Annotated in this window: 16 protein-coding genes and 1 pseudogene; 9 read left to right on the top strand and 8 right to left on the bottom strand. The window is 63.5% G+C overall.

The features are described from left to right. Window positions 1-32 precede the first annotated feature (32 nt). Window positions 33-362, bottom strand: a complete 330-nt coding sequence (trxA, locus tag IFT44_RS16015) for a thioredoxin TrxA (protein ID WP_043192254.1) — start codon at window positions 360-362, stop codon at window positions 33-35. Between the two features lie 318 nt (window positions 363-680). Between trxA and IFT44_RS16010 the strand changes: the two genes are divergently transcribed. The 5 genes from IFT44_RS16010 (at window position 681) to ppx (ending at window position 5127) form a co-directional block, all read left to right on the top strand. Continuing rightward, complete coding sequence (locus IFT44_RS16010) at window positions 681-1463, top strand: transporter substrate-binding domain-containing protein (RefSeq protein ID WP_192059398.1); 783 nt, start codon at window positions 681-683, stop codon at window positions 1461-1463. Window positions 1464-1479: 16 nt separating this feature from the next. Continuing rightward, window positions 1480-2145 carry an amino acid ABC transporter permease gene (locus IFT44_RS16005; RefSeq protein ID WP_056844749.1) on the top strand — a complete coding sequence of 222 codons (666 nt, stop codon included), beginning with the start codon at window positions 1480-1482 and terminating at the stop codon, window positions 2143-2145. Then, the gene (locus IFT44_RS16000) at window positions 2142-2792 is read left to right on the top strand and encodes an amino acid ABC transporter permease (protein ID WP_185794800.1); all 651 of its coding nucleotides are present in this window, start codon (window positions 2142-2144) and stop codon (window positions 2790-2792) included. Before IFT44_RS16005 ends, IFT44_RS16000 begins: the two co-directional genes overlap by 4 nt. Beyond that, a complete protein-coding gene (locus IFT44_RS15995) occupies window positions 2779-3510 on the top strand; it encodes an amino acid ABC transporter ATP-binding protein (RefSeq protein WP_122479908.1) in 732 nt (243 codons plus the stop codon). The genes IFT44_RS16000 and IFT44_RS15995 overlap by 14 nt, the downstream gene beginning before the upstream one ends. Before the next feature lie 114 nt (window positions 3511-3624). Further along, window positions 3625-5127, top strand: a complete 1503-nt coding sequence (ppx, locus tag IFT44_RS15990) for an exopolyphosphatase (RefSeq protein ID WP_122480128.1) — start codon at window positions 3625-3627, stop codon at window positions 5125-5127. A 442-nt stretch (window positions 5128-5569) separates the two neighbouring features. On the opposite strand, the gene ppk1 is transcribed toward ppx, so the two are convergent. Next, complete coding sequence (gene ppk1 / locus IFT44_RS15985) at window positions 5570-7795, bottom strand: polyphosphate kinase 1 (protein ID WP_122479909.1); 2226 nt, start codon at window positions 7793-7795, stop codon at window positions 5570-5572. Window positions 7796-8065: 270 nt separating this feature from the next. On the opposite strand from ppk1, the gene IFT44_RS15980 reads away from it, so the two are divergent. Together IFT44_RS15980 and elbB are read left to right on the top strand one after the other, a co-directional pair. Beyond that, window positions 8066-8680: a DedA family protein gene (locus IFT44_RS15980; RefSeq protein WP_122479910.1), complete on the top strand. Its 615-nt coding sequence runs from the start codon at window positions 8066-8068 to the stop codon at window positions 8678-8680. Window positions 8681-8770: 90 nt separating this feature from the next. After that, window positions 8771-9430: an isoprenoid biosynthesis glyoxalase ElbB gene (gene elbB, locus IFT44_RS15975; RefSeq protein ID WP_192059393.1), complete on the top strand. Its 660-nt coding sequence runs from the start codon at window positions 8771-8773 to the stop codon at window positions 9428-9430. 9 nt (window positions 9431-9439) lie between these two features. Here the strand turns inward: elbB and IFT44_RS15970 are convergent, their stop codons facing one another. Together IFT44_RS15970 and IFT44_RS15965 are read right to left on the bottom strand one after the other, a co-directional pair. After that, window positions 9440-10072 carry a LysE family transporter gene (locus IFT44_RS15970; protein ID WP_185794693.1) on the bottom strand — a complete coding sequence of 211 codons (633 nt, stop codon included), beginning with the start codon at window positions 10070-10072 and terminating at the stop codon, window positions 9440-9442. A gap of 97 nt (window positions 10073-10169) precedes the next feature. Then, on the bottom strand, window positions 10170-12080 hold the full coding sequence (locus IFT44_RS15965) for an ATP-binding cassette domain-containing protein (RefSeq protein ID WP_122796174.1): 1911 nt from the start codon (window positions 12078-12080) through the stop codon (window positions 10170-10172). A 50-nt stretch (window positions 12081-12130) separates the two neighbouring features. Here IFT44_RS15965 and IFT44_RS15960 point away from each other — a divergent pair, with 50 nt between their 5' ends. After that, window positions 12131-12631, top strand: coding sequence for a TIGR02444 family protein (locus tag IFT44_RS15960; RefSeq protein WP_192059391.1), 501 nt, complete (start codon window positions 12131-12133; stop codon window positions 12629-12631). Between the two features lie 14 nt (window positions 12632-12645). Here the strand turns inward: IFT44_RS15960 and IFT44_RS15955 are convergent. Continuing rightward, window positions 12646-13386: pseudogene (locus tag IFT44_RS15955) on the bottom strand (AlgP family protein); the annotation flags it as partial. A 148-nt stretch (window positions 13387-13534) separates the two neighbouring features. Here IFT44_RS15955 and IFT44_RS15950 point away from each other — a divergent pair. Further along, complete coding sequence (locus IFT44_RS15950) at window positions 13535-14218, top strand: FKBP-type peptidyl-prolyl cis-trans isomerase (RefSeq protein ID WP_192055081.1); 684 nt, start codon at window positions 13535-13537, stop codon at window positions 14216-14218. 18 nt (window positions 14219-14236) lie between these two features. Here the strand turns inward: IFT44_RS15950 and rsd are convergent, their stop codons facing one another. From rsd to IFT44_RS15935, 3 genes are all read right to left on the bottom strand, one after another. Next, window positions 14237-14710 carry a sigma D regulator gene (rsd, locus tag IFT44_RS15945; protein WP_122479915.1) on the bottom strand — a complete coding sequence of 158 codons (474 nt, stop codon included), beginning with the start codon at window positions 14708-14710 and terminating at the stop codon, window positions 14237-14239. 285 nt (window positions 14711-14995) lie between these two features. Next, complete coding sequence (locus IFT44_RS15940) at window positions 14996-16252, bottom strand: heme biosynthesis HemY N-terminal domain-containing protein (protein ID WP_192176214.1); 1257 nt, start codon at window positions 16250-16252, stop codon at window positions 14996-14998. Next, window positions 16249-17385 carry a uroporphyrinogen-III C-methyltransferase gene (locus IFT44_RS15935; RefSeq protein WP_192176213.1) on the bottom strand — a complete coding sequence of 379 codons (1137 nt, stop codon included), beginning with the start codon at window positions 17383-17385 and terminating at the stop codon, window positions 16249-16251. Before IFT44_RS15935 ends, IFT44_RS15940 begins: the two co-directional genes overlap by 4 nt. Between the last annotated feature and the right edge of the window lie 4 nt (window positions 17386-17389).

Here is a 17389-nt window from a genome sequence, read left to right as displayed (position 1 = left end):
AAAGCCCCGACGAATGCGGGGCCTTTCAGGTATCAGATATTGGCATCCAGGAAGGCTGCCAACTGCGACTTGGACAGCGCGCCGACCTTGGTCGCCTCGACGTTGCCGTTCTTGAACAGCATCAGCGTCGGGATGCCGCGCACGCCATGCTTGGCCGGGGTTTCCTGATTCTCGTCGATGTTGAGCTTGGCGACGGTCAGCTTGCCCTTGTACGTTTCGGCGATTTCGTCGAGCACCGGGGCGATCATCTTGCACGGGCCACACCATTCGGCCCAGTAGTCGACGAGTACAGCACCGTCAGCCTTGAGTACATCTGCTTCGAAGCTGGCGTCGCTGACGTGCTTGATAAGGTCGCTGCTCATGGAGTGTCTCCGTGGTCATATTCGGAAAGAAAAACGTGGCCCATCATAGCGGCACAGCGCTGCTACAGGAAGCCGATGATCATTGATCATCACTATGAACATCGGTGATACAGGCAATGGAACCCCGCTCGGCGCACCAGGAATGACCGCAGGCACTGCCCAGTGCGCTCCGCAACGGTGCGCGGCCAGTCCGGCACAGAGCACTCGTGGCAGCTAGAACCCCGATCCCACGCCGCGGCGCACGCCCCCTGCCCCATTCTGGCACGCGCTGTGCTACCTCCCTGGCAACCTCGACTCGATCGCAATCGGAGTATCGCCATGATTTCGCGCTGCAGCCTGCTGTTCACCGCCCTGGTCGCCAGTTTCATGCTGGGCCAGGCAGCCCATGCCGATGGCTTGAGCGACATCACCGAGCGCGGCACCTTGCGCGTTGCCGTGCCGCAGGATTTCCCGCCGTTCGGCTCGGTCGGCCCCGACATGCAACCGCGCGGACTGGACATCGACACGGCCAAGCTGATCGCCGACCAACTCAAAGTGAAGCTGCAGCTCACTCCGGTGAACTCCACCAACCGCATTCCCTACCTCACCACCGGCAAGGTCGACCTGGTGATCTCCAGCCTGGGCAAGAATGCCGAGCGTGAACAGGTCATCGATTTCTCCAGCGCCTACGCGCCGTTCTACCTGGCCGTGTTCGGCCCGCCGGAAGCGCCGATCGCCACGCTGGACGACCTCAAGGGCAAGACCATCAGCGTGACCCGTGGCGCCATCGAAGACATCGAGCTGAGCAAGGTCGCGCCCGAAGGCCTCACCATCAAGCGCTTCGAAGACAACAACTCGACCATCGCCGCCTACCTCGCCGGCCAGACCGACCTGATCGCCAGCGGCAACGTGGTGATGGTGGCCATCTCGGAAAAGAACCCTAAACGCATTCCAGCCTTGAAGATCAAGCTCAAGGACTCGCCGGTGTACGTGGGCATCAACAAGCAACAGCCCGAGCTGCTGGCCAAGGTCAATCAGATCATCGCTGTGGGCAAGAGTGACGGCAGCCTGGAAAAGAATGCGCAGACCTGGCTGAAGCAGCCGCTGCCCGCCGACCTCTGATTGTCGAGCGCACCCAATGGCCTATCAGTTCGCTTTCGCCCCGGTACTCGCACAGGCCGACCTGCTGCTCAAGGGTGCGCTGTTCACCCTTGAGCTCACCGCCATCGGCGCACTGCTCGGGGTAGCCGTGGGCATCGTCGGCGGCGCCGTGCGGGCCTGGCAGATCAAGCCGTTCGCCGGCCTCTTCGGGGTCTACGTGGAGCTCATCCGCAACACGCCCTTCCTGGTCCAGCTGTTCTTCATTTTCTTCGGCCTGCCCAGCCTGGGCGTGCAGATCAGCGAGTGGCAAGCCGCGGTGCTTGCCATGGTGGTCAACCTGGGGGCGTATTCCACCGAGATCATCCGCGCCGGCATCCAGGCCGTGCCAAAGGGGCAGCTCGAAGCCTCTGCGGCCCTGGCCATGAGCCGCTTCGAGGCGTTTCGCTACGTGGTTCTCCAGCCGGCCCTGGCCAAGGTCTGGCCGGCGCTGAGCAGCCAGATCATCATCGTCATGCTGGGTTCGGCGGTGTGCTCGCAGATCGCCACGCAGGAGCTGAGCTTCTACGCCAATTTCATCCAGTCTCGCAATTTTCGCGCCTTCGAGACGTATCTGCTGACCACGCTGGTGTACCTGGTCATGTCGATCCTGATCCGCATGCTGTTGAACTGGCTGGGTCGGCGTTTCATCATGAGGAACAGCTGATGGATTTCACCCTGTGGGACATCGTGCGCAACCTGCTCATCGGCCTGCAATGGACCCTGGCCTTGAGCCTGGTGGCGTTCATTGGCGGTGGTTTGATCGGCTTGCTGGTGATGACCCTGCGCATCTCGCCCACGCATCCGCTGCGCACGCTGGCACGCTGCTATATCGAAGTGTTCCAGGGCACGCCTCTGTTGATGCAGCTGTTTCTGGTGTTCTTCGGCGTGGCGCTGATGGGCGTGGACATCTCGCCCTGGGTGGCCGCCGCCCTGGCCCTGACGCTGTTCACCAGCGCCTATCTGGCCGAGATCTGGCGCGGCTGCGTGGAGTCCATCGGCAACGGCCAGTGGGAAGCCTCCGCCAGCCTGGCGCTTACCCGCAACGAGCAGCTGCGCCACGTGATCCTGCCCCAGGCCTTGCGCATTGCCGTGGCGCCGACCGTGGGCTTCTCGGTGCAAGTGGTCAAGGGCACCGCGGTGACCTCGATCATCGGCTTCACCGAGCTGACCAAGACCGGCAGCATGCTGGCCAACGCCACCTTCGAACCCTTCATGGTCTACGGCTTCGTCGCCCTGGGCTACTTCGCCCTGTGCTACCCGCTGTCGCTCAGTGCCCGCTATCTGGAAAGGAGGCTGCATGCCGCTGCTTAGGATTTCCGCCCTGCACAAGTACTACGGCGATCATCATGTGCTCAAGGGCATCGACCTGAGTGTGGACGAAGGTCAGGTGGTCGCGATCATCGGTCGCAGCGGCTCGGGCAAGAGCACCTTGCTGCGTACCCTGAACGGCCTGGAATCGATCAACGACGGCGTCATCGAAGTCGACGGTGAATACCTGGATGCGGCGCGCGCCGACTTGCGCAGCCTGCGCCAGAAGGTCGGCATGGTGTTCCAGCAGTTCAACCTGTTCCCGCACCTGAGCGTGGGCGAAAACGTGATGCTGGCCCCTCAGGTGGTGCAGAAAGTGCCCAAGGCTCGCGCCCGCGAACTGGCTCGCGAGATGCTCGAACGGGTCGGCCTGGGCGAGAAGTTCGATGCGTTCCCCGAACGTCTGTCCGGCGGCCAGCAACAGCGCGTGGCGATCGCCCGCGCACTGGCCATGTCGCCCAAGGTGCTGCTGTGCGACGAGATCACCTCGGCGCTGGACCCGGAGCTGGTCAACGAGGTGCTCAGCGTGGTGCGCAAGCTGGCCGAAGACGGCATGACCCTGATCATGGTCACCCACGAAATGCGCTTCGCCCGCGAGGTCGGCGACAAGCTGGTGTTCATGCACCATGGCAAGGTGCACGAGGTGGGCGATCCCAAGGAATTGTTCGTCAATCCGCGCACGCCCGAGCTGGCGCAGTTCATCGGCATGCAGCCGGCATGAATGCCGTTCGGGCTCGCCAGAGCTCGGACCTTGGGGCAAAGATCAGGATGGCGCGTTGGCGCCGTCGCCTGATCGTGGCACGATGCGGGGGTTAACGACCGAGATCCTTTGACCATGCCGCAGACCAAAGCCAAGAACCTGTCCCTGATCGCCGCCATCGACCTGGGCTCGAACAGCTTTCATATGGTGGTGGCCAAGGCCCACGTCAATGAAATCCGCATCCTCGAACGCCTGGGCGAAAAGGTCCAGCTGGCCGCCGGCATCGACGAAGAGCGCAAGCTCAGCGAAGAGTCGATGCAGCGCGGTCTGGACTGCCTCAAGCGCTTCGCCCAACTGATCAACGGCCTGCCCCTGGGCGCGGTGCGCATCGTGGGCACCAACGCCCTGCGCGAAGCCCGCAACCGCAACGAATTCATCGTCCGCGCCGAGCAGATCCTCGGCCATCCGGTAGAGGTCATCTCGGGCCGCGAAGAGGCCCGCCTCATCTATCTGGGCGTCTCCCACACCCTGGCCGACACGCCGGGCAAGCGCCTGGTCGCCGACATCGGCGGCGGCAGCACCGAGTTCATCATCGGCCAGCGCTTCGAACCCCTGCTGCGCGAGAGCCTGCAGATGGGCTGCGTGAGCTACACCCAGCGCTACTTCCGCGATGGCAAGATCACCCCGGCCCGCTACGCCCAGGCGTATACGGCGGCGCGCCTGGAGATCATGAGCATCGAGAATGCCCTGCACCGGCTCAGCTGGGACGAGGCCATCGGCTCCTCCGGCACCATCCGCGCCATCGGCCTGGCCCTCAAGGCCGGCGGCCAGGGCAGCGGCGAGGTCAATGCCGAGGGGCTGGCCTGGCTCAAGCGCAAGCTGTTCAAGCTGGGCGATGTCGACAAGATCGATTTCGACGGCATCAAGCCGGACCGCCGGACCATCTTTCCCGCCGGGCTGGCGATTCTCGAAGCGATCTTCGATGCCCTCGCCCTGCAGCGCATGGACCATTGCGATGGCGCCCTGCGCGAAGGCGTGCTGTACGACCTGTTGGGCCGTCATCACCACGAAGATGTGCGCGAACGTACTTTGGGTTCGTTGATGACCCGCTACCACGTCGATGTCGAGCAGGCCGAGCGCGTCGAGCGCAAGGCGCTGCATGCCTTCGACCAGGTGGCGGCGGACTGGGAGCTGGAAGACGGGGTCTGGCGCGAGCTGCTGGGCTGGGCGGCGAAGGTTCACGAGATAGGCCTGGACATTGCCCATTACCATTACCACAAGCACGGCGCCTACCTGATCGAACACTCCGACCTGGCCGGGTTCTCGCGCGAAGACCAGCAGATGCTGGCGCTGCTGGTGCGCGGCCACCGCCGCAACATTCCCAAGGACAAGTTCGCCGAGTTCGGCGATGACGGTGTGCAGTTGATCCGTCTGTGCGTGCTGCTGCGCTTCGCCATCCTGTTCCACCACATCCGTGGTACCCAGGAGATGCCGGCGGTGTCCCTGCATGCCAAGGCCAAGAGCCTGGATGTAGTGTTCCCCGATGGCTGGCTGGAGAACAACCAGCTGACCCAGGCCGACTTCGCCCAGGAAGCCGAATGGCTAACCCGCGTAGGCTTCACCCTCACCGTGCGCTGAGATCGCACCGCCATCTGCCCGATAAACCGCAGCGCATGTTTCGCGGCCGATGACCGCTCCTACAGTGCAACGCGATTCCCGTAGGAGCGCCCAGTGGCCGCGAAAGCCGCACCGCTACCTGCCCGATAAACCGCAGCGCATGTTTCGCGGCCGATGACCGCTCCTACGGTGCAACGCGATTCCCGTAGGAGCGGCCAGTGGCCGCGAAAGCCGCACCGCCACCTGCCTGATAAACCGCATCGGGTGTTTCGCGGCCGATGACCGCTCCTACAGTGCAACGCGATTCCCGTAGGAGCGGCCAGTGGCCGCGAAAGCCGCACCGCCATCTGCCTGATAGGCCGCAGCGCCTGTTTCGCGGCCGATGACCGCTCCTACGGTGCAACTCGATTTCCGTAGGAGCGGCCAGTGGCCGCGAAAGCCGCACCTCCGATCTTGCTGGCTGCTAGCGCACCGGCAGGATCGGGTTGCTCAGCCGTTCGAGCAGCGTGTCCTGCGCGCTGCGGGCGTTCTGGTTGCCGGTCGGGGTGTTGCGCACGTAGCGCCCGTCGGCCTGCAGGATCCAGGAATGGGTATTGTCGGTCAGGTAGCTTTCCAGCTCCTTCTTGACCCGCACGATCAGCTTCTTGCCTTCCACCGGGAAACAGGTTTCGACGCGCTTGTCGAGGTTGCGCTCCATCCAGTCGGCACTGGACAGGAACATCTGCTCCTCGCCCCCGTTGAGGAAGTAGAACACCCGCGTGTGCTCCAGGAACCGCCCGATGATCGAGCGCACATGGATGTTGTGCGACACCCCGGGAATGCCCGGACGCAGGCAGCACATGCCGCGCACCACCAGATCGATGCGCACGCCTGACTGGCTGGCCTTGTACAGCGCGCGAATGACCTTCGGGTCGGTCAGCGAGTTGAACTTGGCAATGATGTGCGCCGGCTTGCCTTCGATGGCGTACTGGGTCTCGCGAGCGATCATGTCGAGCATGCCCTTCTTCAACGTGAAGGGTGCATGCAACAGCTTCTTCATGCGCAAGGTCTTGCCCATGCCGATCAACTGGCTGAACAACTTGCCGACGTCTTCGCACAGTGCATCGTCCGAGGTCAGCAGACTGTAGTCGGTGTACAGCTTGGCATTGCCGGCGTGGTAGTTACCGGTGCCAAGGTGTGCATAGCGTACGATCTCGCCCGCCTCGCGGCGCAGAATGAGCATCATCTTGGCGTGGGTCTTGAAGCCCACCACGCCGTAGATCACCACCGCGCCCGCGGCTTGCAGACGGCTGGCCAGCTGCAGGTTGGATTCCTCGTCGAAGCGCGCGCGCAGCTCGATGACGACGGTGACTTCCTTGCCATTGCGGGCGGCATCCACCAACGCATCGACGATCTCGGAATTGGCACCGCTGCGGTACAGCGTCTGCCGCACGGCCAGCACATGAGGGTCCTTGGCCGCCTGGCGCAACAGATCGACCACGGGCGTGAACGATTCGAAGGGGTGCAGCAGCAGGATGTCCTGCTTGCTGACCACGCTGAAAATGTTCTCGCTGTTCTGCAACAGCTTCGGAATCTGTGGCGTGAACGGCAGGTACTGCAGCTCGGGATGGCTGTCCAGACCAGTGATGCTGAACAGACGCGTCAGGTTGACCGGGCCGTTGACCTGATACAGCTCGGTGTCCGACAGGTTGAACTGCTTGAGGAGATAGTCGGACAGAAGCTTGGGACAGGTGTCGGCCACTTCCAGACGTACCGCATCGCCGTAGCGACGCGAGAACAGCTCGCCGCGCAGCGCACGCGCCAGGTCTTCGACGTCCTCGGTATCGACCGACAGGTCGGCGTTGCGGGTCAGGCGAAATTGATAGCAGCCCTTCACTTTCATGCCTTGGAACAGGTCATCGGCATGGGCATGGATCATCGAGGACAGGAACACGAAATTGTCGCCCGGCCCGCCTACGTCCTCGGGCACCTTGATCACCCGCGGCAGCAACCGCGGTGCCGGAATGATCGCCAGGCCAGAGTCGCGACCGAAGGCATCGACGCCTTCGAGCTCGACGATGAAGTTCAGGCTCTTGTTCACCAGCAGCGGGAACGGGTGCGTAGGGTCCAGGCCGATGGGCGTGATGATCGGCGCGATTTCGTCGCGGAAATAGCGACGCACCCAGGTCTTGAGCTTGGTTGTCCAATGCCGCCGACGAATGAAGCGAACCTGGTGTTTCTCCAGCTCCGGCAACAGGATGTCGTTGAGGATGGCGTACTGGCGATCGACATGGCCATGCACCAGCTCGCTGATCCGCGCCAGCGCCTGATGCGGCTGCAGACCGTCGGCGCCGGCCTGTTCGCGGGCAAAGGTGATCTGCTTCTTGAGCCCTGCGACGCGGATCTCGAAGAATTCGTCGAGGTTGCTGGAAAAGATCAGCAGGAACTTGAGCCGCTCGAGCAGCGGATAGGATTCATCCAACGCCTGCTCCAGCACCCGGATGTTGAACTGCAACTGCGACAGCTCGCGATGGATGTACAGGCTGCTGTCGTCCAGCCCCGGCACGACGATGTGCGGCGCCGGCGCGAGGGCCTCGCTCGGGTGCGCGGGTTCGACGATGGCTTCTATGACCAACGGCGCTTCTACCGGGGTTTCGACCACCGGCTGATCTTGGGTGAGAGCGACTTGAGTCTGGGCTTCGTTGTTCATCTGGCGTTCCCGAGGGCGTAACTGCCCTTTGCAATTGAGCGGCACGGATCGCGTAATGCGTCAGGATGCCATTGACGCCTGCACGCTTGGAAGGGGGGCGCGACAGTTATAAGCATGGATTATGACGGTTGCATGACATGACCGGCCGCATCCACAAGGTGTCTGCGTTCTCAGGTTGACAAGCATTGTTCACGACAAGACACATTTGGACACTTTCATGTATGTCCATGACGGGTTAGGCTGCGCATTCACTTCGCCAGCATCGATAAAATGCTCCAACAATTCCTGAACGATTTTGGCTATTTCGCCCTGTTCCTCGGCACGTTCTTCGAAGGCGAGACCATTCTGGTCCTGGCCGGGTTTCTGGCGTTCCGTGGCTACATGGATATCAACATGGTTGTGGTGGTGGCCTTCTTCGGCAGCTACGCAGGCGACCAGCTATGGTATTTCATGGGCCGCAAGCATGGACGCAAGCTACTGGCGCGCAAACCTCGTTGGCAGCTGTTGGGCGACCGTGCGTTGGAGCACATCCGCCGGCATCCGGACATCTGGGTGCTGAGCTTTCGTTTCGTCTATGGCCTGCGCACTGTCATGCCAGTGGCAATCGGCTTGTCCGGCTATCCACCACGGCGTTACCTGCTGCTCAACGGCATCGGCGCCGCAGTATGGGCCACGGCACTGGGCCTGGCGGCCTACCATTTCGGCTCGTTCCTCGAACACATGCTGGGCAACGTCAAGAAATACGAGCTGTGGGTCCTTGGCGCGCTGGTGCTGATCGGCGTCCTGCTGTGGGTACGGCGCCGCATCAAGGCCGCACGCATCGCCCGCCAGGCGCGCCTGGAAGCCCCTGCGGCGACGCCTGCGCCCGGTGACGAGCAGCCCTGAGGGCCCGCTCGAACTGAACACACGCCGCCGAGCGTGATCCATGCTACTGAACACATGCCAATGAAGCAGTGGCCACAATCGGAGTTCGACATGACCAAGAAAATCGCGGTGATCCTTTCCGGCTGTGGCGTCTATGACGGCAGCGAAATTCAGGAAAGCGTGATCACCTTGCTGCGCCTGGACCAGCGCGGCTGCGAAGTGCAGTGCTTCGCGCCCGACGTCGCCCAGAAGCATGTGATCAACCACTTGAACGGCGAGGAAATGCCCGAGTCGCGCAACGTGCTGGTGGAATCGGCGCGGATCGCCCGTGGCGAGGTCAAGGACATCGCCCTGGCCAACGCCGACGACTTCGATGCCTTGATCGTTCCAGGCGGATTCGGCGCGGCGAAGAATCTGTCCTCTTTCGCCAGCGACGGCGCCGCCTGCTCGGTCAACCTGCAAGTGCAGGCACTGGCCGAGGCCTTCGCCGAAGCGCGCAAGCCGGTTGGCTTGATCTGCATCTCACCGGCGCTGGCGGCAAAAATCTACGGCCCCGGCGTGACCTGCACCATCGGTACCGATGCCGAAACCGCGCAGGCCATCGAGAAGATGGGTGGCACCCACCAGGAATGCGAAGTGACCGAGATCGTCGAGGACCCCGCCCGCAAGCTGGTCAGCACCCCCGCCTACATGAGCGCCAAGACCATCAGCGAAGCCGCCGCCGGCATCAACAAGCTGGTGGACCGGGTGATCGAACTCACCCAGGCCTGACCGCCGAATTCAGGCAGGCACCCGCCGCAGCGTAGCGAGCAGGGTCGCCGCCGCCACGAACAAGCCGGCGAAGGTGCGGTTCATGCGTCGCTGCTGACGCGGCGTGCGCAGCAGCCGCAGCACCTTCGCCGCCAACCCGGTATAGCCGGCCATGACGATCAGGTCCACGGTCACCATGGTGGCTGCAATGGTCAGGTATTGAACCAGCAGTGGCGCGTGCGGATTGATGAATTGCGGCAATACCGCCAGCATGAATACCAGCGCCTTGGGGTTGCCGACGTTTACCAGAAAACCACGCAGCACCAGGCTCGAGGCCTTGCCAGCCGGCTTTTGCCCCGCTTCCTCACCGAGGTCGGCAGGCAGTGCACGCCATTGCTTGAACGCAAGATAGAGCAGATAGAGCACGCCAAACCACTTGATCGCCTGGAACGCCGTGGCCGACGCCGCGAGCACGGCCCCGACGCCAGCCGCAATGATCGCAATTTGCAGAAGCAGCCCCAACTGCAGGCCGATCGCATTCCAATAGCCGCGCAGGAAACCGTGCTGCAGGCCACTGGACATGGACGCGATAGCTCCGGCCCCAGGCGAAAGACTGATGATCCAGCACGCCACCAAAAAGGCCAACCAGGTTTCCAGCAGCATACGAACCTCGACGCTCGAATAGGGACAGCCTAAGGTAAAACGGCGCAGCGAATTTGGCTATGGGCCCGTGCAGGCAGCTCGGCATCAAGCCCCAGTATCAGGCCAATGCCTCGAGCTGCGCCTGCATGTCTTCGAGCAGTTCCAGCGCTTCCATCCACTGCTCTTCCAGCTCACCCTCGCGCACCTTGAGCTTGGCCTGTTGGGCAAGTTGGTCGCGTAGTTCATCCTTGCGCGCGGCCTCGTAGAGGGCGCTGTCGGACAAGGCGGCTTCTATCTTCGCCAGTTTCTCGTGCACTTCACCCAGATCGCGCTCCAGCTTGTCGGCCTGGCGCTTGTGCGGTGCCAGTTGCTGACGCAGCGCGGCCGCGGCCTGCCGCTGGGCTTTCTTGTCGGTCTTGTCGAGGTTGACCGGGGTATTGCTGACCGGGGCATGACGCTGGCGATAATCCACCAGCCAGCGCGCGTAGTCGTCCAGATCGCCATCGAACGGCTCGACCTTGCCATCGGCCACCAACAGGAAATCGTCGGTGGTGCTCTTGAGCAGATGCCGGTCGTGGGACACCACCAGCACCGCACCACTGAACTCCTGCAGGGCCATGGTCAGGGCCAGGCGCATCTCCAGGTCGAGGTGGTTGGTCGGTTCGTCGAGCAGCAACAGGTTGGGCCGTTCCCAGGCAATCAACGCCAGCGCCAGGCGGGCCTTTTCGCCACCGGAGAAATTCAGCACCGGTTCATCGATGCGCGCACCACGGAAATCGAAGCCACCGAGGAAGTCGCGCAGTACCTGCTCACGCTCGCCCGGCGCCAGCCGCTGCAGATGCAGCAACGGGCTGGCCTTGCTGTCCAGGGAGTCCAGCTGGTGCTGGGCGAAATAGCCCACCACCAGGTTCTCGCCACGTACCAGGCGTCCGCCGATGGGCGTGAGCTCGCCAGCGAGGTTCTTGATCAGGGTCGACTTGCCCGCGCCATTGGGGCCCAACAGGCCAATCCGCGCACCGGGGGCAAGCTGCAGCTTGACCTTCTCCAGCACGGCCGTTTCGCCGTAGCCCAGCCGACCTTCGGACAGGTCGAGCAAGGGGCTGGAAATCTTCACCGATTCGCGGAACACGAAGTCGAAGGGCGAGTCGACGTGTGCCGCCGACAGCTCTTCCATGCGCTCCAGGGCCTTGATCCGGCTCTGTGCCTGACGCGCCTTGGTGGCCTGGGCCTTGAAGCGCGCAATGTACTTCTCCATGTGCGCGCGCTGCACCTGCTGCTTCTCGTACGCTTGCTGCTGCTGCGCCAGGCGTTCGGCACGGGCGCGTTCGAAGGCGCTGTAGCCACCACGGTACAGGGTCAGCTTCTGCTGTTCGACGTGGGCCACGTGATCGACGACTTCGTCGAGGAAGTCGCGGTCGTGGGAGATCAACAGCAGGGTGCCGGGATAGCCCTTGAGCCAGTCCTCGAGCCACAGAATGGCGTCGAGATCCAGGTGGTTGGTCGGTTCGTCGAGCAGCAGCAGGTCGGAAGGGCACATCAAGGCCTGAGCCAGGCTCAGGCGCATCCGCCAGCCCCCGGAAAAATCACCGACCTGACGGTCCATCTGCTCGTTGCTGAAACCAAGCCCTGCGAGCAGCTTGCGTGCACGTGCGTCCGCGGTATAGCCGTCGGCACTGTCGAGCTCGGCATGCAGGCGCGCCTGGGCCGCACCGTCCTGCGTGGCCTCGGCGTCCGCCAGTGCCTGCTGGACTTCGCGCAGACGCACATCGCCATCGAGTACGTAGTCGACCGCAATGCGTTCGAGGGTATCGACTTCCTGGCGCATGTGAGCGATACGCCAATCGGCGGGCAGGTAGCAATTGCCGGAGTCGGGCACAAGCTCGCCACGCAGCAAGGCGAACAGGCTGGATTTGCCAGCACCGTTGGCGCCGATGAGGCCGGCTTTCTGACCGGCGTGCAGGGTCAGCTCGGCGTCTTCTAGCAGACGCTGCGGGCCACGCTGTAAAGTGAGGTTCTGAAGTCGGATCATAATGGCGGCGAAGTCTACCAGCTTCCTTGCCCACTGGCGCGAGTAGCACGATGCATGATGAGTTGTGGAAGTTTGCCCTGGACCTCTATGCCCGACCAGGCATCGAAACCACCTGCCTGCAGCTGCAGGCAGATGGCGCCAACGTGTGCCTGCTGCTGTGCGGTGCCTGGCTGGATGCCAGGGGCGTGGCCTGCACATGCGAACGGGTGACGCTGCTGGAGGCGATCGCCACGCCTTGGCATGAGGACGTGGTGCGACCCTTGCGCGAATTGCGCCAGCAGTGGCGAGCCCAGGCCGTGCAAGACCCTGAGCTGATGCACCTGCGCGAATCGGTCAAGGCACTGGAACTGAACGCCGAACGCCAGTTGCTGCAGCGCCTGCACGATCAGGCCGCACCTTGGCCCCTCGCTACGCAGGGCTTGAGCATGACCTGGCTGCCTGCTTTGCTACCCGCAGCGGCCGCGCACTCGAGCGCGGCGTTACACGTGCTGGGCGTGGCAGCCAGGGAGACTCAGGCTTGGCTCGAAGATGCGTCGCCCTTGTCGTCCTGAGCGCCAGTGGCGGGAGCACCGGACTCGGTCGCACTCGAATGCACGGCTGCGGCAAGCGACTTGGCGGCCGCAGGCTTTCTGGCCGGCCGCGCAGCCGGCTTGGCGGGTGCCTTGGCGTCAGGCTTGACCGCCGCGCCCGGGGCCGCCAGGGCCTTGCGCGTAGTGCTGCGGGAAACCGCCGGCTTGCTCGCAGTGGCGGCGGCAGCTACACGGGTGGTTTTGCTGGCTGCAGGCTTCGCGGCCGCACGTGCAGTCGACCCGGCTGGGGTGCTCTTGGCAGGCGTGCGAGCGGCAGGCTTGGCTGCCGGGCTGGCCGACTTGGCCGCGGCCGCAGGGGTTGCCTTGGGCTTGGCCGAACGGGTTTCGATTGCCTTGCTCGCCGCTTCCTGGACGCGCCCTACCCCGGCCGCCAGTTTCAGGCTTTCCTGGGCGTCGCGCTTGAGCTCGACGATGTAGGCGCGGGTTTCGGCCTGGCGGTCCTTGAGCTCGTCGAGCAGTTGTTCGAGTTCGCTCACCGAGTCGTGCGCCTTGGCTTGCTTCTTTTTCTTGCCGGCGGTAGCAGCGTCCTGCACCTTGGTGCGCGACTTGTGCAGTTTTTCCTGGGCCTTGCCGCGCTGCTTCTCGAGCTTGGCGAGCAGTTTTTCAGCATCGGCCAAGGCCTGGGAACATGCACTTTCGAGGTGCTCGAGCAAACTGCCGGAAAGCTGTTGAAGCAAATGCAACGGGGTGTTTACGGGCTTCTTGTTAGCCGACATGGGTTACCTCCTGGCCGATGGGTAGAGGCTCATACTAGACCTGTGGCTGTAGAGCCGCCAGAACATGTTGACTGTGTCCGCGAGGCCCCGTTTCCCGGTCGGTGGCATAATCGGTCCATGCTCGCCGTGTCTTGTCCTGGAGAATGTGATGTTGCCTCGCCTGCTGTTGTCGTTGTCCCTGGTGCCATTGTCCCTGGCCCTGCCACAAGCGCACGCGCAAGCTGCGCCGGACGGTGCCCGCGACCTGGCCTACAGTGTGGGCGCCAGCCTGGGGGAACGCCTGCGCCAGGACGCCCCCGGGCTTCAACTCGACGCCCTGCTCAAGGGCTTGCAGGAGGCGTATCGACAAGAGCCGCTGGCATTGAGCGACGAGCGCATCGGCCAATTGCTGGCTCAGTATCAGGCACAGGCGGACAAGACGGACAAGCCTGACGAAGCAGCCGATACGGAACAGGCGCTGGCCGCCGAGCGCCGCTTCATGGCCGCCGAACGAGCCAAGGCCGGGGTGCGGGAGATCGCTGAGGGCATTCTGGTAACCGTACTGGAACCTGGCGCAGGGGCACCTGCCACCGCCGATGGGCGTATGCAGGTTCAATACGTGGGGAAGCTGCCCGACGGCAGCGTGTTCGACCAAAGCACCCAGGCGCAGTGGTTTCGCTTGAACAGCGTCATCGAGGGCTGGCGTACGGTGTTGCCGCAGATGCCGGTCGGCGCGAAGTGGCGTGTGGTCATTGCATCGGCCCACGCCTATGGAACAGACGGCGCCGGTGCCTTGATACCACCCAATACACCGCTGACGTTCGACATTCATCTGCTGGCCACGGCCCCTTAGGGCCGCGTCGAAAGAGAGTCACGCCTGGGCGACGGACTCTTCCTTGTGAGCGTTGTGCAAGACCTCGATCAGGCAGTCCTCGAGCTCGAAGCGCTCGTGCAACAACCGACCCAGCTCCTTGAGCTTGTCCAGAATGACGGCGGCATCGGAGCAGTCGCCCTTGTCGCAGTAATCGTTGAAGTCGAGCGCTTTCTGGGTGATTTCGTCGATGCGTGGCCAGATCGTGTCGGCCAGTTCCAGACCACGCTTGTCATTGAACGCCTTGGCTTCGTCGGTCAACTGTTCGTAGATTTCAAAATGGCCGGCCGATGTGTAGTCGACCAGCAAGCCGCAGAAATCCTGCAGCCTCTTGCGATCTTCGACCAGGGCCTGAGGCGTGTCGCCCAATGCATCGAACGCCTTGATCAGCTCATTGCGCTCCTGCAGCCAGCGATCGATCAGCAGGTGAACTCCGCCCCAACGTTCCTGGGCATTCTGGCAACTTTCCAACATGATGAGTGCTTCCCTTGTGGGTCATGCCCGGCTTCGCGCTCCTGTACGACAGGAAGCAGGGCTCGGACCGATTCGCGGTCTGTGACGGCGAATGTCGATGTACATGCAGGGGGAGATTATGCCCGTGCGCCAATGGCATCAAGGTACGCATCGGATAAAGTTCATACAAGCGTTTAATCAGGGGGACATTGCGCCAAATGCCGGTTTTACTGGCGCCTGCCCCTGCCTCCGGGTGCGCACGGGGGCAGAGCAGTGGCGCGGCCTCGTTCTACACGCGAAAGCAATTCAGAGCGTGCGCACCGAAGTGGGCAGGGGTGCAGCCAGCAACCGTTCGTCAAGCAGCCCGAGGCCTTCCTGGAACAACTGGTTGCTGCGTTCGGTATCGCCCAACTGGGCGAGCAGGCGTGCAAGTTCTGCGCAGGTTTCCGGGCTGCGCTGCAGGCGCAGGCTGCTTTCCAGGTAGTCGCGGGCCTTGCCCCACAAGCGGTTCTGCAGGCACAGGCGACCCAGGGTCAGCAACAACCCGGCATCGTGGGGGTGCTGTTTGAGCCAGCCTTCGGCAGTCTGCAGTTGGCGCGCAGGGTCAGTGCCGATCACCAGGCCATAGAGGCGAGCCAGGTGCGTGTCGTACTGACGCTTCTGCGCAGTCCGTAGCACGTCTTCAGCCTGGGCTTGGGCACCCACCTGACGCAATTGCTCGGCATAGGCGAGCACCAATGCGGGTTCCTGGCGCTGTGCTGAGCTGAGTGCCTGCCAGGCGTGCTCCAGTGCAGCCAGGCCGGCCTCTCCCTGCCCTTGTTCCTGCACGGGCGCGTGCGCCGCCACGCTCAGGTTCTCGCCCCAGGCACGTCGCTCGAGCTCGGCGAGTTCGGCCGCCGGCAGGGCCTTGTCCTTGCGCAGTTGTGGCAGCAGCTTGACCACTGCTGGCCAGTCACCACGCTGCTGATGCACACGCTGCAGCTGCCGCAGCACCTGTACGTTACGCGGATGACGCTCGTGCATGGCCTGCAGGGTCTGCAGGGAGCCGTCACTGTCGCCGCGATCGCTCTGCAACTGAGCATGGCTCAAGGCAATTGCCAATTCCGCTTGTGGCTGACGTGCCAGGGCCCGTTCGAGCAGGTTGTCGCTGTCTTCGTAGCGGCCCTGCTCATTGGCGGCGCGTGCTGCGCCGAGGTAATAGAGCAATGGCTGGCGTTCATTTTCGGCTGCGTGCTGCAAGTGCTTCTGGGCACTGGCCCAGCGCCCTTCGGCGAGGTCCAGCTGGCCCTTCTCGATGGATGTCTGCACGCGGCGGTTGCGATTGCGGCCCGACCATGGATTGACCACGCGGCCGGAGCTGACCAGCACGCTGATCAGCAGGTAGACGACGAACGCCACCAAGACCAGCACCAGCAACGCCAGCAGCGTGCTCCACAGGCCCGACTCGTAGCGCATCACATGGGGGTAGTCGATCAATACGTAGCCGGGGTGTTTGGCCACGGCCAGGCCGAGGCCGACCATGGCGGCAATCACCAGAAACAGGATCACGTAGAACCGTTTCATGGTTGGCTCTCCACAGCGGCCGGCGCTGCTTCGGTCGACTTCTGCAGGCCTTCGACCGGCGTATGACGATGTTGCAGGTAGGCCTGGATGGCGTTGAGGCTTGCATCCAGATCAGGTGTGGTGACCGAAACCGGCTGATTCTTCAGGGCGGTCAACTGTTCGATCATGGCCTGGGTCGGGCCATTCTCGCGATTGAAGCCTGCCACCAGAATACTGCGGGCGTCGTCCAGCGCTTGCGTATATACCTTGCCCTGACCATTTAGCGCGGCCCACTGGGCCTGCTCAAGCGCCAGGCTCAAGGCGAGGCGAACCTGACTCAGGCTCTGCCCGGCCAGCAACGGCCGGATGCTGTCATCGGGGCTGAAGTCGACCCGGAAGAAACCGGAAATCTTGTTCCACCACTGGCGCAAGCGGGTCTCGCCTTCGGGTGAGTTGCCCTGCGCAGCTGCCGCGGCCGCCTGGAATTCGGGCGCCAGCGCCGTCAGCTGCGTGGCCTGCTCGCGCAAGGCGCTCAGCTGCAGGAACAACCCGGTGCGATCCGGCTGGGTGGTGCCTTGCAGCGACGCCAGGCTGCGGGTCAGTTGCTCGCGTGCGGCGAAGGCCTGTGGGTCGTCCTGCTCGCGCAGGATTTCGTCGGCGCCCTGCACCAGCGCCTTGGCGCTGGTGACGTCCTGCAGAGCAGACAGGCGCAGGCTGGCCAGACGCAGCAGGTGCTCCGCTTCGGCCAGACGCCAGTCCTTGCGGCTGGCGCCCAGCACGGTTTCCAGGCGCTGGCTCAAGCGCTGCTGATCGCCCTGCAACTGGGCGAGCAGGCGGTGGCGGTCTTCGAGTTCGTTGGAGTCGGGCAACTGCGCGAGATCGGCACTGAGTTGCCGTTCGTTGTGTTCCAGCGTCAGCGTTTGCGTGGCGAGCCCTTCGATCACCCGCGACTGCTGCTGGTGGCCGGCGGTCAGCGTGCGCACCTGCCACACGCCCCAGCCTGCTGCGGCCAGACCGGCAGCGGCAAGCAGCAGCGCAATGATCGCCAAGCCGTTGCCATTGGCCGAGCGCTGCGGGGGCAAGGCGGCTGGCTGTTCGAAAGGCACCTGTGGGGCGCTCTTGGATTCGTCTTTGGGCAAGGCTGTTTCGCTCACGTGT

The sequence above is a fragment of the Pseudomonas sp. CFBP 13710 genome, from assembly GCF_014842235.1.
In the GTDB taxonomy this organism is placed as follows: domain Bacteria; phylum Pseudomonadota; class Gammaproteobacteria; order Pseudomonadales; family Pseudomonadaceae; genus Aquipseudomonas; species Aquipseudomonas baltica.
The sequence above is the reverse complement of the archived record's forward strand: the minus strand, read 5'-3'. Positions and strand labels throughout refer to the sequence as shown.

Excerpts from the sequence above, each read along its gene's own strand:
- rsd (WP_122479915.1), bottom strand. The coding sequence starts at position 14,710 with ATGTTGGAAAGTTGCCAGAATGCCCAGGAACGTTGGGGCGGAGTTCAC.
- IFT44_RS15960 (WP_192059391.1), top strand. The coding sequence starts at position 12,131 with ATGCATGATGAGTTGTGGAAGTTTGCCCTGGACCTCTATGCCCGACCA.
- ppx (WP_122480128.1), top strand. The coding sequence starts at position 3,625 with ATGCCGCAGACCAAAGCCAAGAACCTGTCCCTGATCGCCGCCATCGAC.
- IFT44_RS16005 (WP_056844749.1), top strand. The coding sequence starts at position 1,480 with ATGGCCTATCAGTTCGCTTTCGCCCCGGTACTCGCACAGGCCGACCTG.
- ppk1 (WP_122479909.1), bottom strand. The coding sequence starts at position 7,795 with ATGAACAACGAAGCCCAGACTCAAGTCGCTCTCACCCAAGATCAGCCG.
- IFT44_RS15980 (WP_122479910.1), top strand. The coding sequence starts at position 8,066 with ATGCTCCAACAATTCCTGAACGATTTTGGCTATTTCGCCCTGTTCCTC.
- IFT44_RS15940 (WP_192176214.1), bottom strand. The coding sequence starts at position 16,252 with ATGAAACGGTTCTACGTGATCCTGTTTCTGGTGATTGCCGCCATGGTC.
- IFT44_RS15950 (WP_192055081.1), top strand. The coding sequence starts at position 13,535 with ATGTTGCCTCGCCTGCTGTTGTCGTTGTCCCTGGTGCCATTGTCCCTG.
- trxA (WP_043192254.1), bottom strand. The coding sequence starts at position 362 with ATGAGCAGCGACCTTATCAAGCACGTCAGCGACGCCAGCTTCGAAGCA.
- IFT44_RS15995 (WP_122479908.1), top strand. The coding sequence starts at position 2,779 with ATGCCGCTGCTTAGGATTTCCGCCCTGCACAAGTACTACGGCGATCAT.
- IFT44_RS15965 (WP_122796174.1), bottom strand. The coding sequence starts at position 12,080 with ATGATCCGACTTCAGAACCTCACTTTACAGCGTGGCCCGCAGCGTCTG.
- IFT44_RS16010 (WP_192059398.1), top strand. The coding sequence starts at position 681 with ATGATTTCGCGCTGCAGCCTGCTGTTCACCGCCCTGGTCGCCAGTTTC.
- IFT44_RS15970 (WP_185794693.1), bottom strand. The coding sequence starts at position 10,072 with ATGCTGCTGGAAACCTGGTTGGCCTTTTTGGTGGCGTGCTGGATCATC.
- elbB (WP_192059393.1), top strand. The coding sequence starts at position 8,771 with ATGACCAAGAAAATCGCGGTGATCCTTTCCGGCTGTGGCGTCTATGAC.